Source organism: Massilia sp. HP4, from assembly GCF_005222695.1.
Lineage (GTDB): Bacteria > Pseudomonadota > Gammaproteobacteria > Burkholderiales > Burkholderiaceae_D > Telluria.
In genome coordinates this window covers 176,575-192,808 of record NZ_STGG01000012.1, presented here as the reverse complement: position 1 = coordinate 192,808, position 16,234 = coordinate 176,575, and the positions used below count along the sequence as shown (strand labels likewise).

Genomic DNA, 16,234 nt, shown 5'->3' with positions numbered 1-16,234 from the left:
CGGCTTATCCTTTCACGGCGCCGGCGGCGATGCCGCGCACGAACCAGCGTCCGGAGATGAAGTAGATCGCCAGCGGCACCGCGGCCGTCAGGATGGTCGCGGCCATATTGACGTTGTACAGGCGGGTGCCGGTGGTGGTGTTGATCACGTTGTTCAGCTGGACCGTCATCGGAAGGTTCTCGCGACCGGCAAACACCAGGCCCAGGATGTAGTCGTTCCAGACGCCGGTGACCTGCATGATCGCGGCCACCACGATGATCGGCAGCGACATCGGCAGCATCACTTGCAAGAAGATGCGCCAGAAGCCGCCGCCGTCGATGCGCGCGGCCTGGAACAGCTCGTGCGGCACCGAGGCATAGTAATTGCGGAACAGGAGGGTCATGAGCGGCATGCCGAAGATGACGTGCACCACCACGATGGCCGGCAGCGAACCGAACACGCCGGCGTGCGCCATCATCCACACCAGCGGATAGATCATTACCTGCACCGGGATGAAGGCGCCGGCCAGCAGCACGCCGAACAGCAGGTTGGCGCCGCGCGGACGCCAGAACGACAGGGCGTAGCCGTTGACGGCGCCGAGCAGGATCGGGATCACGGTGCTGGGCACGGCGATCGCCACCGAATTCCAGAAGCCATGGCTGACCTCGCCCCAGGCCGTGCGCCACGGCTCGAGCGTGGCGGCGGCGGGCAGGGCGAACACATTGCCCATGCGGATTTCATCCATCGGCTTGAACGAGGTGACGATCATGACGTACAGCGGCAGCAGGAAGAACAGGGCTGCGCTGAACAGGAAGGCATACACGCCGATGCGCGCCGGCGTGAACAGGCGCTTGCGGCGGGTGGCGGCGGGGGCGTTTGCGATCGGCATGGGAGGGGCGACGGCGCGCATCTGGTTCATCCTTTGCCTCCGGCGAGGCGCGCGCGGCGGCTGCGCGCATAGGCATACGGCGCGAGCAGGGCCAGCACCGGCACCAGCAAGGTCACCGCGCCGGCCGAGGCCAGGCCGATGTTCGAGCGCAGGAACAGGTGGTCCATGATGAACTTGGCCGGCACTTCGCTGGCGATGCCGGGGCCGCCCTGGGTCATCGCGACCACGGCGTCGAACAGTTTCACGACCGCGGTGGACAGCAGCAGGAACACGGTGGCGACCGAGGGACCGAGCATCGGCAGCACGATCTGCAAATAAACCCGCCAGGCCGGAATGCCGTCCAGGCGCGCGGCTTTATAGATTTCGGGATCGATGCCGCGCAGGCCGGCCAGCATCAGCGCCATCACCAGGCCCGAGGCCTGCCACACGGTGGCGATGACGACGGTATAGATCACCAGGTCCTGGTGCACGATCCAGTCGAACGAAAAATTCTCGAAACCCATCTGGCGCACGGCGCCTTCGATGCCGCTGCCGGGCGCCAGCAGCCATTGCCATACCAGGCCGGTGGCGATGAAGGACATCGCGTACGGGTACAGGAACACGGTGCGCAGCAGGCCTTCGCCCTTGACGTTCTGGTCGATGAAGACGGCCAGCAGGAAGCCGATCACCATGCAAGCGACGATGAAGGCGACGCCGTAGATGGCGAGGTTGTGCAGCGACAGCAGCCAGCGCTCGTTGTCGAACAGGCGCACATACTGCGCGGCGCCGATGAAGTTATCGGACGGGAAGGTGCGCGAGGCGGTGAACGAGGTGCGCAGGGTCCACAGCGCGCCGCCGATATAGGCGCCCAGCACCACCAGCGCCATGGGCAGGAGGGCAAAGTGGGGCGTGAGGCGGACGTAGAGGCGTTGGGCGAGCATGGCGTCAGTACTTGAGGGCGTTGGCGATGCTGCGCTGGACCTTGTCCACCTTGATGTCCATGTTCCAGTAGGCGGTCAGGATGTCCTGCATGGCCCCGTTCTGGTCGGGCGTCAGGTAGACCTCGGTGACGCCGGCCTGGCGCGTGCGGTCCTTGATGATCTCGATGCCTTTTTGCGCGCACAGGTCGAGCTGGGCCGCATCGGCATCCTGGCGCACGGGAATCGAGCCTTTCAGCTTGCTGAACGTAACCTGCAGGTCGGCCTGCGACACGACCTTGGCCAGCAGTTGCTGGGCCTTGACGGCATCGGCCTTGTCGGTGCGCGGGAACACGAAGACGTCGCCCTGCATCAGGTAGGGGGTGTCTGACTTGAGGCCCGGGATGCAGCCGTAGTGCTGGCCGGGAAGCTGGCCGGCGTTGGTGAATTCGCCCTTGGCCCAGTCGCCCATCACCTGGAAGCCGGCGCGGCCAGCGATGAGCATCGCGGTGGCGTCGTTCCAGTTGCGGCCCGGCGAGCCCGCATCGACATAGGACTTCATGCGCTTGAAGGTGAGCAGCACATTGCGAAATTGCGGCGACAGGATCGTGGCCTGGTCACGGTCGCGGATCACTTTCAGATACAGCTCGCGCCCGCCGATATTGGCCAGCAGGGCCGAGAACAGGATGTTTTCCTGCCACGATTGGCCGCCGTGGGCCAGCGGCACCAGGCCGGCGGCTTTCAATTTGTCGAGGGCGGCGAACAGTTCGTCGATGCTGGCCGGCTCCTTGTCGATGCCGGCCTTCTGGAAGGCGGCCTTCGAGTACCAGATCCAGGTCTGCATATGGATGTTGAGCGGCACCGCGTAATAGTGGCCGTCGTGCTTGATCACGTCGATCAGCGGCTCGGGCAGGATGCGGTCCCAGTCCTGGGCCTTGGCGACCAGGTCGACGTTGTTGAGCATGTCCTGCTCGATGACGTCGGTGAACTGCTTGGAGGTGTTGAACTGGGCGGCGGTCGGCGGATTGCCGCCGATGATGCGGTTGATGGTGACGGCGCGCGACTGGTCGCCGCCGGCGATGGCGCTGTCGATCCACACGCCGCCGGCATCGCGGTAGGCCTGGGCGACCTGCTTGACGGCGCTCGATTCGCCGCCGGAGGTCCACCAATGGATGACTTCCGCCTTCGGCGCGGCGGCATGGGCCGGCGCGGCGCCTGGCGCGAAAGCAGCGGCGCACAGCCATGCGCAGGCTGCAGCCAGTTTGCGGGGTAGGACCATCTTGTCTCCGTTGGTGCCGTTATTGTTTTGGTAAGTTGGAAACGTTACCATCGGCTTTGATCCGACTATAGCATTGCGTTAATTCAGGGTCAAATTAAACTTGCAATATGTCATTTTGGCATGAATCTTCAGGAATGTTTCAGGTTTGGCGTTGCCTTATGCTCATATTTACGGGGATACTCCCGGGAGCTAGGGGGTATCGCTATGCCGTCGTGCAGCGACCTTGTCATCATAATAATTATTCGAGAGACCGACCATGCACAGTGCAATGGCCACCACCGAGATTTACCTGATCGCGATGCTGCTGATCTTCGCCGTGCCCTACCTGATCTGGCGGCTCGGCAATACCGACTACTGGGCGCCGCTGGTGATCGTACAGATTATTACCGGCGTGCTGTTGGGGCCTGGCGTGCTGGGCAAGGCGTATCCCGAGTATTACAGCTTTGTCTTCAATCCCCAGGTCATCCAGTCGCTGAACGGGATCGCCTGGTGGGCGGTGATGATCTTCGTGATGCTGGCGGGGATCGAGCTCGATCTGAAAAAAGCGTGGGAACATCGGCGCGAAAGTTCCATCACAGCCGGGCTGGCGCTCGGGGTGCCGCTGGTGTTCGGCAGCATTGCGGCCGCGGGCATGCTTGGGTACGCCGGCTGGATCGGCCCCGAGGCGCAAAGCTGGCAGTTCGTGCTGGGCGTCGGCATGGCGTGCGCGGTGACGGCGCTGCCGATCCTGATCCTGCTGATGGAAAAGCTGGATATCCTGCGCCAGCCCCTGGGGCAGCGCATCCTGCGCTACGCCAGCCTGGACGATATCGCGATCTGGGGCGTGCTGGCGCTGATCCTGCTCGACTGGGAGCGGGTGGGGCGACAGCTGGGGTTCTTCCTGGTGTTTATCGTGGCGACCAGGCTGTTCCGGCGCTTGATGGTCAGTATTCCTGAGCGGGATCGGTGGTTCGGGATGCTGGTGTGGCTGATCATCTGCGGCTTTGCGGCCGATTGGGCTGGCTTGCACTATATGGTGGGGGCGTTCCTGGCCGGCGCGGTGATGGATGCGGACTGGTTCGATCAGAAGAAGCTCGATTTCTTGCGCCACAATGTGCTGCTGGTGATGATGCCTGTCTATTTCTTGAGCACGGGCTTGCGGACGAATTGGGATGTGGGTGGTACTGCCGTCTTCATTGCGGCGGCGGTATTGCTCGCAGCGTCGGTGTCGGGCAAGCTGGTGGGCGTGCGGATTGCTGGCCGCATTCTCGGCTGGAGCCGTGAAGAAGCATCGATCATCGGCTGGCTGTTGCAGACCAAGGCGCTGATCATGATCATTTTTGCCAATATCCTGCTCGACAAGGGCGTCATCACCAGCGAGACCTTCACGGCATTGCTGCTGATGGCGATCGGCAGCACCATGATGACGATTCCGGTCGTGTATCCGAAACTGCGGAGGACGCCGCGACTCGTATCGAGTTCATCCTGAGTAGAGCCAGGTAGCCCTCTCCAGATTCTATTCATTATTCTATTCATGATAGTATTCATTACTAGCACTTCTTCCTATGAGGAGACGCGCCTTTTTTCTATTCATAAAACTGCTCTGAGAGATGTCGAAGAATCAAAACATGGAGAAGCTTCAGGAGCTATTGAAGCGCAAGCCAGAAGCGACATCGGCCATCCTTGCCGCGCTGGGCATCAGCCAGCCGACTTTTTCACGCCTGTGGTCGACAGTCAGGGATGGCGTCGTGCTGGGTGCCGGCAAGAACCGGCAATACGCTCTACGGCGTCATATTCCAGGCGTTGATGCGCCTGTCCCACTATTTCGCGTTCTGGAGAATGGGAAAGTCGAGCAATTGGGACAGTTGCATCTTCTCGAGGGCGGCTTTTATGCCCTGACTCCGATGGAGGGGACGACTTACCTTCTGTATGAAGGGATGCCGTATTTCTTGCATGATCTTCGCCCTCAAGGTTTTCTAGGACGCATGGAGCCAGGCAAGCATCCGGAGTTGGGCCTGCCGGCGGATATCCTGCGGTGGACGGCCGAGCAAGTGTTGATCTACCTGTCGCACCGCAGCGAGCATGCGGCCGGGAACCTTATCCTTGGAAATGAATCCTTCGCGCGCCATGTCCAATCGACGAGCACCGAAGAGGATACGGTGCTGGAGTCGGAGCGAGCCCAGCGCTATTCACGCATGGCTGAACATGCGATGCAAGGGGACGCACCCGGCTCGTCGGCCGGCGGCGAGCAGCCCAAGTTTACCGCTCTGGTCGACCGCATGGATGGGCACCAAACGATCGAACATGTCATCGTCAAGTTTTCACCGAAGGTCGATAGCCGCAACGGACGCCGCTGGGGCGACTTGCTGGTCTGCGAGAACCTGGCGCTGGAGGTCCTCGGCCGGCATGGCATCGCCGCGGCCAGGACATCGATTCTCGAAGGGGGCGGCCGGGTATTCCTGGAGGTCGTGCGCTTCGACAGGGCCGGCTTGAAAGGGCGTCGACCGATGGCGACCTTTGCTGCGCTTGATGGCGATTTGGGAATGATGGACAGGAGCTGGACTGCAGTTGCTCATGAGCTCGGGCGCCTCAAGGAACTTCCACCGCAGGACATCGAGACGGTCGAAAAACTCGACCTCTACGGAGCGCTGATCGGCAACACGGATAAGCACCACGGTAATATTGCCGTCGCCTGGACGTTGGAACGAAGACATCGCTTGCTGGATGCCTACGATATGCTGCCCATGCTGTACCGTCCAAATACCCACGGCGAAATCGTGGCGCGGGAGTGGAAGCCCGACTTGAGCAGGCTCGCGCTGCGACACCTGGCGCTCTGCCACGACATGGCCAGCCAGTTCTGGAAGGCGGTGCTGGACGATCAGCGGATTTCGCGCGACTTCAAGGAAACCGTAGCGTGGCCGCACCTGGCGACCTTGCAAGCCTTGGGGCCCGCGATTGGCTGAGAAATACGCGCGATTCCTGGCGCTTCAGGTATCGACACAGCCGCTGGAAAGCAAAAAGCCCAGCCATTGAGGCTGGGCCAAGTGCTGGTGTTACTGGTGCCGACTGCAGGACTCGAACCCGCCACCTGATGATTACAAATCAACTGCTCTACCTGATGAGCTAAGTCGGCGTGACCTTAAGACAACGATTATACGCTATTTGATCCGGGTCAAGGTCGGACGTCCACCCTTCTTGGGCGGCTCATCATCCCCGCCAGGCGAGCCCGGCGGCGCATCAGCCACCACTGGCGAATCCACACCCTTCGACGGCACAGCCGACAACGCCGGCGCAGCCGGCGCACTTTCGACAGACGTGTCGGACGATGCCTGCGCATCCGCATCCGGCGCCGCCCCCACCTCGAACGCCATCCCCTGTCCATTCTCATTGGCATAAATCGCCAACACATTGTGCACAGGGATATAGATCTCTCGCGACACGCCATTGAAGCGCGCGCGGAAGTGGATTGCGTCGTTGTCCATCTTCAGCCCCGATGTCGCGCCGTAGCTGATGTTCAGGATGATCTCGCCCTTGCGCACATACTCCATCGGCACCGTGGTTCCCCCATCGACCTTGACGGCGATATAGGGCGTGAAGCCGCTGTCCGTGCACCATTCATAGATGGCGCGCAGCAGGTAGGGTTTGGTGGAGATTTCTGCCATGGTGGTGTTGTCCAGGAATACAGGCTGTCACGCCAGTCTACCGGATTCGCCTTGAAGGCGTCCAACGACCGGCGTGGTAAAACGGTAAAGCAAACAGGGCAGGATACAAAGATCCCGCCCAGAACACATCAACGACGCATCACTTTCTCGGATGGCGTCAGCGCCTCGATGTAGGCCGGACGCGAGAAGATACGCTCGGCATACTTCATCAACGGCGCGGCGGTCTTCGACAGCTCGATGCCGTAGTGGTCCAGGCGCCAGAGCAGCGGGGCGATCGCCACGTCCAGCATCGAGAACTCGTCACCCAGCATGTACTTGTTCTTGAGGAACAGCGGCGCCAGGGTGGTCAGGCGATCGCGGATTTCGGCGCGCGCCTTGTCGTGGTTCTTGTCGTTTGCCTTGTTGCGCTCGCTTTCCAGCGTGTGCACGTGGACGAACAGCTCTTTTTCGAAGTTGAACAGCATCAGGCGGGCACGGGCGCGCATCAGCGGGTCGGCCGGCATCAGCTGCGGGTGCGGGAAGCGCTCGTCGATGTACTCGTTGATGATGTTCGATTCGTACAGGATCAGTTCGCGCTCGACCAGGATCGGCACCTGGCCGTACGGGTTCATGGTCGAAATATCTTCCGGCTTGTTGAACAGGTCGACGTCGCGGACCTCGAAGTCCATGCCTTTTTCGAACAGGACGAGGCGGCAGCGTTGGGAAAACGGGCACGTGGTGCCGGAGTAGAGAACCATCATGGTTTATAGTTCCTTAAGAAACAAAGGGGTGGAGCGACAAAGCACCCTCACCCCATAGAAATGATTGCCCGTATTATAGCCAACCGGGCAATGAAAGCGAATTACTTCACTTCTTTCCAGTACGATTCGTTCAAACGCCAGGTCAGGAAGACGAACACGGACATGAACAGCAGCACGATCACGCCCAGCCGCTTGCGGGTGTTTTGCGCCGGTTCGGCCATCCAGACCATGTAGGCGACCAGGTCGGCGGTGGCGGCGTCGAACTCCTGCTGGCTCATGGTGCCGGGTGATATCTGCTCGAAGCCGGCGAACTTGTGCACCATCTTGCCCGGCTCGTGAGGATCGGCCTCTTCGGCGAACTTGGCGACGCGTACGCCCTGCTGCTGCCACATCGCATGCGGCATTGCAACATTCGGCACCACCATATTATTCCAGCCGGTCGGGCGGGTCTCGTCCTGGTAGAAGGTGCGCAGATAGGTGTACAGGTAGTCGGCGCCCGAGCCCGCAGGAGACGCCTTGGCGCGCGCGATCACCGACAGATCCGGCGGCACCGCGCCGAACCAGGCTGCGGCATCTTTCGGACGTATCGCCGTCGTCATCATGTCACCGACTTTGTCGGCAGAAAACAACAGATTTTCGCGGATCTGGTCTTCCGACAGGCCGAGGTCGCGCAGGCGGTTGTAGCGCATCGATGCCGCCGCATGGCAATTCAGGCAATAGTTGACGAAGATCTTGGCGCCATTCTGCAGCGACGCCATGTCGTTGCGGTCTGGCGCGCGGTCCAGCGGGACGCCGCCTTCGGCGGCGAAAGCCAGTCCCGGCACCAGTGCCAGGACTGCAATCAGTTTCTTTGCAAACAATTTCATGTCGTGTCCTTGTGCTCTTGTCCGGTGATCAATGCGGGGTGAAGGTGACACGGGTCGGCACCGGCTTGAAGGTGCCCATCGTGCTCCACCACGGCATCAGGAGGAAGAACGCAAAGTAGGCCAGCGTGCACACTTGCGAGATCAGCGTGAAGGCGGCGGTCGGCAGCTGGGTGCCCAGGTAGCCCAGGGTCACGAACACCAGCGCAAACAGGGCATACACCCACTTGTGCCAGTTCGGACGGTAGCGCAGCGACTTGGCCGGCGAATGGTCGAGCCACGGCAGGCCGGCGATGATCATCACCGACGAACCGAACAGCACCACACCCCAGAATTTCGCGTCCAGTACCTGCGGCAGCATGCCGACGATCAGGATCAGGCCGACCACGGCGATGATCGCCTTGGTGCGGAACGCCAGCCTCGATTTCAGCCAGATGAAGGCGACATACAGGGCGATTGCGCCCATCAGCACGTACATGAAGTCGGCCGTGGTGGCGCGCAGCACCGAGTAGAACGGGGTGAAGTACCAGGTCGGCGCGATGTGCGGCGGGGTCTTCATCGAGTCGGCCGGCAAGAAGTTGTTGTACTCCAGGAAGTAGCCGCCCATCTCGGGTGCGAAGAACACGACTGCCGAGAACAGCAGCAGGAAGACCGAGACGCCGAACAAGTCCTTGGTGGTGTAGTAGGGGTGCGACGGGATCGAATCGAGCGGATGGCCGTCCGGGCCCAGGTGTTCCTTGACCTCGATGCCGTCCGGGTTGCTCGAGCCGACTTCGTGCAGCGCCGTCAGGTGGGCGGCCACCAGGCCGATGATCACCAGCGGCAGCGCGATCACGTGGAAGGCGAAGAAGCGGTTCAGGGTGGCGTCGGAGACGACGTAGTCGCCGCGGATCCACAGCGACAGGTCTTCGCCGATCACCGGAATCGCACCGAACAGGTTGACGATCACCTGGGCGCCCCAGTACGACATTTGCCCCCATGGCAGCAGGTAGCCGAAGAAGGCCTCGGCCATCAGGCACAGGAAGATGCCGAAGCCGAACAGCCAGACCAGCTCGCGCGGCTTGCGGTAGGAACCGTACATCAGCCCGCGCGCCATGTGCAGGTAGACCACGATGAAGAAGGCCGAGGCGCCGGTCGAGTGCAGGTAGCGCACCAGCCAGCCCCACGGCACTTCGCGCATGATGTACTCGACTGAGCCGAAGGCCAGCGCGGCGTCGGGCTTGTAGTGCATCGTCAGGAAGATGCCGGTGACGATCTGCAGCACCAGCACCAGGGCCGACAGCGAACCGAACAGGTACCAGACGTTGAAATTCTTGGGAGCGTAGTACTTGCCCCATTGATCGTTCCACAGCTTCGATGCGGGGAAGCGGTCGTCGACCCAGGCCAGGGCTTTCTCGTGTGCCGGCGCGTCGGCCGGCAGCTTGGTCTCCTTGAATGCACCCATGTTTATGCCTCGCCTTTCTCGTCTTTGCCGATCACCAGCTTGTTATCGGAGAGATACATGTATGGCGGGACGTCCATATTCGTCGGCGCCGGCTTGTTCTTGAACACGCGTGCGGACAAATCGAAGGTCGAGCCATGGCAGGGGCACAGGAAGCCGCCCGGCCAGTTGTCGGGCAGGTTCGGCTGCGGGCCGGAGGCCAGGCGCGAGGAGGGGGAACATCCGAGGTGAGAACAAATTCCGACCGTGACCAGCACTTCCTTGTGCTCGGCGCGCGATCGGAACGCGTTCTTGGCGTATTCCGGCATCGGCAGCTGGAATACCTTGTCGGAGGCGGGGTCGGCCAGTTCACCCGCGTCTTTCTCGAGCGTGGCCATCATTTCGGGAGTGCGGCGCAAGATCCAGACCGGCTTGCCGCGCCATTCGACGACTTTCATTTCACCGGGAGCGACGTCGGAGATGTCGACTTCAACCGGGGCTCCCGCCGCTTTTGCGCGCTCGGAAGGCTGGAAGGTGCTGACCAGGGCTCCCGCCGTGGACACACCGACGACGCCACCGGCCGCGCATGTCGCGACCAGCAAACCGCGTCGGCCCGAATCGACCTGCTTTTCATTACTCATACCAACCCCACTCCGTGAATATACGAATTTTAAGAATTAATAGCGAGCTTCCAGCATCCAAAATTATATGTGAACGGCAATACCTGAGGGAAAAAAATTGTCTGGCCTACACGCTTTGGCAGAATGGTCTTTTGTGCTCCTGCAGCATTTGGCTGTAAGACAGCCTCCGGAGCGTTCGGGTATCATGCAAAGGCTTGTATCAACAACAACGAGGGAGTCCCAAATGGCGATGATGGAAGAGTTCAAGAAATTTGCGATGCGCGGCAATGTGATCGATCTTGCCGTCGGGGTGATTATCGGTGGCGCCTTCGCGCGGATCACTGACTCGCTGGTCAAGGACATCGTCATGCCGCCCATCGGCGCCGTGCTCGGTGGCCTGGACTTCGCTAACTATTATATTCCTCTCAACAACCAGGGCTATAACCTCCCCTTGGCAGAGGCGCAAAAGGCCGGAGCTGTGTTGGCATACGGTAATTTCCTGACCATTTTGCTGAACTTTATCCTGCTCGCCTTCATCATCTTCCAGATGGTGCGCGTGATTAACCGCCTGCGCGGCCCGGCCGAAGAAGCCAAGCCAGCAGCGCCAGTCACGCCGGAAGATATCGTCTTGCTGCGTGAAATCCGGGATTCCCTCAAAAAGTGAAAGACGATATCGTCCACGAACTGCGGCGTCCGCATCCTTTGCGGCGCTTTTGGCTGCTGTTCGCGCAGGCGGTAACGATCGCGCTGGCGGCCTGGTTCGTGGTCGCCGCCCTGCGTCCCGAATGGCTCGAGCGTCAACCGGATAGCGTCGCGGTCGGCGCGTCGGGCAGCCCGGTGCCCATGCTGCAGGCGCCGTCGCGGCCGGCGGCCGGCAGTTTCCGCGATGCAGCAGCCAAGGCGATGCCGGCGGTGGTCAATATCTATACGAGCAAGGCCTCGCGCCAGTCGCATCCGCTGCTCAAGGACCCGTTCTTTCGCCGCTTCTTCGGCGACCGTGCGCCGCCCGACGAGCAACTGGCCAGCCTCGGCTCGGGCGTCATCGTCAGCAGCGACGGCTATATCCTGACCAATTTCCATGTGATCGATGGGGCCGACGCGATCGAGGTCGGCCTGGCCGACGGCCGCAAGGCGGTGGCGCGCCTGGTCGGCACCGATCCCGAGACCGACCTGGCCGTGATCCGCGTGAGCGAACGCAACCTGCCGGTGATGGTGCTCGGCGACCCCGAGGGCGCACGGGTGGGCGATGTGGTGCTGGCGATCGGCAATCCGTTCGGCGTCGGCCAGACCGTCACCCTTGGCATCATCTCGGCCCTGGGCCGCAACAACCTGCACATCAACCATTTCGAGAATTTCATCCAGACCGATGCCGCGATCAATTTCGGCAATTCGGGCGGTGCGCTGGTCGATACAGACGGCCATTTACTGGGTATTAACTCGGCGATTTATTCGCAGACCGGCGGCTCGGTCGGCATTGGCTTCGCGATCCCGGTGTCCACCGCCAAGACGGTGCTCGACTCGATCGTCAAGCACGGCAGCGTGGTGCGCGGCTGGATCGGCATCGAATCGCAGGACATCACGCCCGAGCTGGCAGACAGCTTCGGCCTGGCCAAGCGCAGCGGCGCCATCATCGCCGGCGTGGTGCGCGGCGGACCGGCCGACCGCGCCGGCATCTTGCCGGGCGATATACTGGTGGCCGTGGGCGGCGAGCAGGTGGCCGACACCAGCGAGATGCTGAACCTGATCGCCCAGCTTGCGCCGGGCGCGAAGACGACCATGACCATCCTGCGCAAGCAGCGCGAAACCACGGTCGATGTGACGGTGGGCCGCCGGCCGCGCCAGGCGCAATAAACCCTGATTATCGAAACCCAGAACCACCATGCATCTGCGCGACCTGACGCAATACCTGACCGAACTGAGCGAAAACAATAACCGGCCCTGGTTCCTTTGGAATAAGCCGCGTTATGACATCCTACGCACCGAATTCGAGGAAACGGTGACGGAGCTGATCCGCGCACTGACGAAGTTCGACAAGCAGGTGGCGGCCTGCAATCCCAAGAAGGCGATGTTCCGCATCCACCGCGACACCCGTTTTTCGAAGGACAAGACGCCGTATAAAACCCGGTTTTCAGCCGGGATCACCCCGCACGACAAGCGGCGCCCGAGCGCGGGCGGCGGCTCGACCTATTATTTCCATATCGAGCGCGATGGCACCTTGGGCTTCGGTGTGGGCGAATACCTGCCGCCGCCGGCGCGCCTGAAGGCGATCCGCGAGCATGTGGTCAACGATGCGACGGGTTTCGCGAAAGTATTGAAGAATAAGCATCTTCGCGCCACCTATAATGACATGCTGGAAGAGGACAAGTTGCAGCGCCCTCCCAAGGGTTTCGATCCCGATCATCCGCATGTCGATTACCTGAAACTGAAAAGCTTCTTCGTGTGGACCGAGGTGAAACTGGATCTGAACGCACCGGATCAACTGGTGCCGCGGCTGGCGCAAGGATTCCAGGACGCCTATGCGCTGGTCAGCTGGCTGCGCAGCGTGCCGGAACCGCAAGAAGAAGCGAACGAATAGAGGAGGGCGACATGGCCTTGCATCACGCAGTATCCGGCGAAAAGATTGCTTTGCAACGCGGCGACGACGACATCGCCCATTTCACCTCGGTGGCCCTGGTCAAGACCGAGCATATGGAACTGATCCGGCTGGTGCTGCCGGTCGAACGGCCGATTCCCGAACACCGGGTCGACGGTGAAGTGACGATCGTGTGCCTGGAAGGCGAAATCGCGGTCGACGCCCACGACAAGACAACCAATCTGCAGCCGAGCGAGATGGTCTACCTGGCGGGCGGGGTGCCGCACACGATCCGCGCGGTGAGCGATGCGGTGGCCTTGATGACCATCCTGATGGGGCCAGAACGCTCCGGCGGCCCGAGCGACGATCCGAGCGGCGCGCCGCATTGATCGACGGCGGCGGGGTTCGCCCCGCCACCGCCACATGCGCCGTTACGCCAGCTCGACCCGCGGATCCCGCGCCAGCAGCTGCGCCGCCATCTGCGCCGCATCCACGTCATCGAACAACACGCTGGCCACCGCCTCGGTGATCGGCATATCGACCCCCATCCCGCGCGCCAGCTCGCGCACTGCCTTGGCGCAGGGCACGCCTTCGGCCACATGCCCCAGTTCTGCCACGATCGTGCCCAGCGCCTTGCCTTCGGCCAGCGCCAGGCCCACGCGCCGGTTGCGTGACAGGTCGCCGGTGCAGGTCAGGATCAGGTCTCCCATCCCCGACAGTCCCATGAAGGTGCCCGGCTGGGCGCCCAGCGCCAGCCCGAGGCGGGTGATCTCGGCCAGGCCGCGCGTGATCAGGGCGGCCCTGGCATTCAGGCCCAGGCCCAGGCCATCGGCGGCGCCGGTGGCGATCGCCATCACGTTCTTGACCGCGCCGCCCACTTCCACGCCGACCAGGTCGTCATGCGAGTAGACGCGCAGGTTGTCGCCATGGGCCGCCGCCACCACGCGCTCGCGCAGTTCGGCATTCGCGGACGCCACGGTCAGCGCGCACGGCAGGCCGCGCGCCACTTCTTGCGCGAACGAGGGGCCGGACAGCGCCGCGCCCGGCACGCTGTCGCCCAGCACCTGGGCCACCACCTGGTGCGGCAGCAGGCCGGTGCCGGCTTCGAAACCCTTGCACAGCCAGACGACATTGGGGATGGCGCGGCCGCGCAACTGCTCCAGCAGCGGGCGCAGGCCGGCCACCGGGCAGGCCAGGATCAGGAGCGGCGCGTCTTGGTCGACACCTGGCGCCACATGGGCCAGCGCCGCCTCGAAGTCGGCGCTCACCCGCAAGGCGTCCGGCAACGGATGGCCGGGCAGGTAGGCCAGGTTGTCGCGCGAGGCTTCAGTATCCGCCATCTGCTTCGGATTACGGCCCCACAGCAGCACGTCGTGGCGCGCGGCCAGCGCGATGGCGACAGCCGTGCCCCAGGCGCCGGCGCCGAGGACGGTGATCTTGGTGTTGGGTTTATTCTGTTGCATGGAACTCCTGGTGGATTTACAGGCCCCAGATGTCCGAGACCTTGATATAGCCGACAACGCCGTCGCGATGGCGCACGCGCGCCCAGACGAGGGCATTCGGATCGGCCAGTTCAAGCAGAACGCCCTTGTCGGCCGTCATCAGGACGGTCGAGGTGTCGTCGGGGCCGGCATGGACCCGGCCCCCGGGCTTGCGTACCAGCACATTGCGCCGGGCTGCCAGGCCCCGGGCCGGGGTCCAGGCCACGTCGCCGTTCATGTCGCGCACCTTGACCCAGTCGCCATAGGCGATCATGACCTCGAGCGGCATGCCGGGCGGCGCCAGATACAGTTTATTTCCCTTGGCCGAAGGCGTCTCGTACAGGATCGCCGGGGCAGTGCCGACCGTCTTGAAATCGAAGGCGAAAACGCTCGGGGCCGCCAGCACTGTCAGCGTGAACAGTGGAGCACCTGCAAGAAGTCGGGGAGAGAGCATGGCGGACCTGGATTGTGGGTGAACCGCGACGCCGGAGGGCTGGCACGAACGCGGCGTGAACCGCGTCCGTGGAGAAGTGCTTAGTTTGCCGGTGCGGCGGCAGCTGCTTCGGCCATGGCCTGGGCGCGCTGCTGGTAGAAGGCTTCGAAGTTGATCTCGGCCAGGTGCACAGGCGGGAAGCCGGCGCGGCTGATCACGTCGGCGATGTTCGCGCGCAGGTATGGGTAGATGATGTTCGGGCAGCCGATGCCCAGCAGCGGATCCATCTGCTCGGCAGGAATGTTGCGGGCTTCGAAGATGCCAGCCTGCTTGCCTTCCACCAGGAACGCGACCTTGTCCTTGACCTTGGCGGTGACGGTGATCGTCACGGTCGACTCGTAGATGCCTTCGGCGATGCTTTCGGCGCCGACGTCGAGCGACACTTCGATTGCCGGCGCTTCCTGTTCCAGGAAGATCGATGGCGAATTCGGTTGCTCCAGCGACATGTCCTTCAGGTAGACGCGTTGGATTTGGAATACTGGTTGCAGAGTTTCGTCAGACATGGAACGCTTTCTAATAATAGTGGGGAGCGGCTGGCCGCTCCGGGTGCATGGTCGGGCGCGACTGCGGGCCAAACGCGACGACAATTGTAGCAAAATCAACTTGGAAGCAATAGCGCCTTGCCGCCGCATTCAACCTGGTTAGCTTACTCGCCCTTGAGCATCGGGTCCAGGCGTCCGGCCTGGTCCAGCGCATACAGGTCGTCGAAACCGCCGACGTGGGTGTCGCCGACATAGATCTGCGGAACCGTGCGGCGGCCGGTGCGCTGCATCATGATCTGGCGCTGTTCCGGGTCGAGGTCGACGCGGATGCGTTCGATGTCATGCACGCCCTTGGCTTCGAGCAGGCGCTCGGCGCGCACGCAATAGGGGCAGGCTGCGGTGTGGTAGAGAACGACGTGGGCTGTCATGATGAATCCTTTCGTGTCTGCCGGCCCGAAACGCCGGGCCGGCGGGTTTACTTGGCGACTGGCAGGCCTGCAGCCGTCCAGGCCGTCAGACCGCCTTCCAGGCTATGGACGTCTTCGAAGCCGGCCGCCTGCAGCTGGCGTGCGGCCTTGTCGCCGCGCGCGCCGGTCTGGCACACCACCACGACGGTACGGTTCTTCGACTTGTCCAGTTCGCCGATGCGATTGCCCAAGTCTGCCAGCGGGATGTGTTTCGCGTCGCGCAGGTGGCCTGCCGCGAATTCGTCCGCGCTGCGTACGTCGACCACGGTGGTCTTGCCGCGGTTGATCATCTGCGTCACCTGCAGCGGGGTCGCGCGTTTTCCGCGCGGCGCCAGTGCCGGCCACAGCAGGGCGACGCCGGAAATGACAGCGATCGCCACGATGAAAATATTATCGAGTATGAAATTCACAA

At 62.5% G+C, this 16,234-nt stretch carries 19 protein-coding genes and 1 tRNA gene; 6 read left to right on the top strand and 14 right to left on the bottom strand.

Annotated elements, in window-relative coordinates:
- Positions 1-4: 4 nt before the first annotated feature.
- From E8M83_RS06305 to E8M83_RS06295, 3 genes are read right to left on the bottom strand one after another with little or no spacing between them, the layout of a single operon-like run.
- The gene (locus E8M83_RS06305) at positions 5-889 is read right to left on the bottom strand and encodes a carbohydrate ABC transporter permease (RefSeq protein ID WP_137172815.1); all 885 of its coding nucleotides are present in this window, start codon (positions 887-889) and stop codon (positions 5-7) included.
- A gap of 5 nt (positions 890-894) precedes the next feature.
- The gene (locus tag E8M83_RS06300) at positions 895-1,788 is read right to left on the bottom strand and encodes a carbohydrate ABC transporter permease (RefSeq protein ID WP_137172512.1); all 894 of its coding nucleotides are present in this window, start codon (positions 1,786-1,788) and stop codon (positions 895-897) included.
- A 4-nt stretch (positions 1,789-1,792) separates the two neighbouring features.
- Positions 1,793-3,043 carry an ABC transporter substrate-binding protein gene (locus E8M83_RS06295; protein WP_137172511.1) on the bottom strand — a complete coding sequence of 417 codons (1,251 nt, stop codon included), beginning with the start codon at positions 3,041-3,043 and terminating at the stop codon, positions 1,793-1,795.
- A 268-nt stretch (positions 3,044-3,311) separates the two neighbouring features.
- On the opposite strand from E8M83_RS06295, the gene E8M83_RS06290 reads away from it, so the two are divergent.
- Both E8M83_RS06290 and yjjJ read left to right on the top strand, forming a co-directional pair.
- Complete coding sequence (locus E8M83_RS06290) at positions 3,312-4,511, top strand: cation:proton antiporter (protein ID WP_373995031.1); 1,200 nt, start codon at positions 3,312-3,314, stop codon at positions 4,509-4,511.
- Positions 4,512-4,650: 139 nt separating this feature from the next.
- Complete coding sequence (yjjJ, locus tag E8M83_RS06285; protein ID WP_170976710.1) at positions 4,651-5,985, top strand: type II toxin-antitoxin system HipA family toxin YjjJ; 1,335 nt, start codon at positions 4,651-4,653, stop codon at positions 5,983-5,985.
- Between the two features lie 94 nt (positions 5,986-6,079).
- Here the strand turns inward: yjjJ and E8M83_RS06280 are convergent.
- The 6 genes from E8M83_RS06280 to petA form a co-directional block, all read right to left on the bottom strand.
- Positions 6,080-6,155 (bottom strand) — tRNA-Thr (locus tag E8M83_RS06280).
- 25 nt (positions 6,156-6,180) lie between these two features.
- Positions 6,181-6,684 (bottom strand): ClpXP protease specificity-enhancing factor, encoded by a 504-nt coding sequence (locus E8M83_RS06275; protein ID WP_137172508.1) that lies wholly within the window; start codon positions 6,682-6,684, stop codon positions 6,181-6,183.
- 128 nt (positions 6,685-6,812) lie between these two features.
- A complete protein-coding gene (locus E8M83_RS06270; RefSeq protein WP_005663771.1) occupies positions 6,813-7,424 on the bottom strand; it encodes a glutathione S-transferase N-terminal domain-containing protein in 612 nt (203 codons plus the stop codon).
- A 101-nt stretch (positions 7,425-7,525) separates the two neighbouring features.
- Positions 7,526-8,290 (bottom strand): cytochrome c1, encoded by a 765-nt coding sequence (locus E8M83_RS06265; RefSeq protein WP_137172507.1) that lies wholly within the window; start codon positions 8,288-8,290, stop codon positions 7,526-7,528.
- 28 nt (positions 8,291-8,318) lie between these two features.
- Positions 8,319-9,731 (bottom strand): cytochrome b N-terminal domain-containing protein, encoded by a 1,413-nt coding sequence (locus E8M83_RS06260; protein ID WP_137172506.1) that lies wholly within the window; start codon positions 9,729-9,731, stop codon positions 8,319-8,321.
- Between the two features lie 2 nt (positions 9,732-9,733).
- Positions 9,734-10,348 (bottom strand): ubiquinol-cytochrome c reductase iron-sulfur subunit, encoded by a 615-nt coding sequence (petA, locus tag E8M83_RS06255; protein WP_137172505.1) that lies wholly within the window; start codon positions 10,346-10,348, stop codon positions 9,734-9,736.
- Between the two features lie 223 nt (positions 10,349-10,571).
- On the opposite strand from petA, the gene mscL reads away from it, so the two are divergent.
- Genes mscL through E8M83_RS06235 form a run of 4 tightly spaced genes read left to right on the top strand, consistent with a single transcriptional unit; the run spans position 10,572 to position 13,288 of the window.
- Positions 10,572-10,991 (top strand): large conductance mechanosensitive channel protein MscL, encoded by a 420-nt coding sequence (gene mscL / locus E8M83_RS06250; RefSeq protein ID WP_137172504.1) that lies wholly within the window; start codon positions 10,572-10,574, stop codon positions 10,989-10,991.
- 38 nt (positions 10,992-11,029) lie between these two features.
- Complete coding sequence (locus E8M83_RS06245; protein WP_137172814.1) at positions 11,030-12,178, top strand: Do family serine endopeptidase; 1,149 nt, start codon at positions 11,030-11,032, stop codon at positions 12,176-12,178.
- 28 nt (positions 12,179-12,206) lie between these two features.
- Positions 12,207-12,902 (top strand): DUF2461 domain-containing protein, encoded by a 696-nt coding sequence (locus tag E8M83_RS06240; protein ID WP_137172503.1) that lies wholly within the window; start codon positions 12,207-12,209, stop codon positions 12,900-12,902.
- A gap of 11 nt (positions 12,903-12,913) precedes the next feature.
- Positions 12,914-13,288, top strand: a complete 375-nt coding sequence (locus E8M83_RS06235) for a cupin domain-containing protein (RefSeq protein WP_137172502.1) — start codon at positions 12,914-12,916, stop codon at positions 13,286-13,288.
- 42 nt (positions 13,289-13,330) lie between these two features.
- Here E8M83_RS06235 and E8M83_RS06230 read toward each other — a convergent pair whose 3' ends face one another.
- From E8M83_RS06230 to E8M83_RS06210, 5 genes are all read right to left on the bottom strand, one after another.
- Positions 13,331-14,362: an NAD(P)H-dependent glycerol-3-phosphate dehydrogenase gene (locus E8M83_RS06230; protein WP_137172501.1), complete on the bottom strand. Its 1,032-nt coding sequence runs from the start codon at positions 14,360-14,362 to the stop codon at positions 13,331-13,333.
- Between the two features lie 16 nt (positions 14,363-14,378).
- Positions 14,379-14,834, bottom strand: coding sequence for an SH3 domain-containing protein (locus E8M83_RS06225; protein WP_170976709.1), 456 nt, complete (start codon positions 14,832-14,834; stop codon positions 14,379-14,381).
- An 80-nt stretch (positions 14,835-14,914) separates the two neighbouring features.
- Entirely contained in the window at positions 14,915-15,376 is a 462-nt protein-coding gene (gene secB / locus E8M83_RS06220; RefSeq protein WP_137172500.1) for a protein-export chaperone SecB, read from the bottom strand.
- Positions 15,377-15,519: 143 nt separating this feature from the next.
- A complete protein-coding gene (gene grxC / locus E8M83_RS06215) occupies positions 15,520-15,783 on the bottom strand; it encodes a glutaredoxin 3 (protein WP_005663754.1) in 264 nt (87 codons plus the stop codon).
- A 47-nt stretch (positions 15,784-15,830) separates the two neighbouring features.
- Positions 15,831-16,232, bottom strand: coding sequence for a rhodanese-like domain-containing protein (locus E8M83_RS06210; RefSeq protein ID WP_137172499.1), 402 nt, complete (start codon positions 16,230-16,232; stop codon positions 15,831-15,833).
- Positions 16,233-16,234 lie beyond the last annotated feature (2 nt).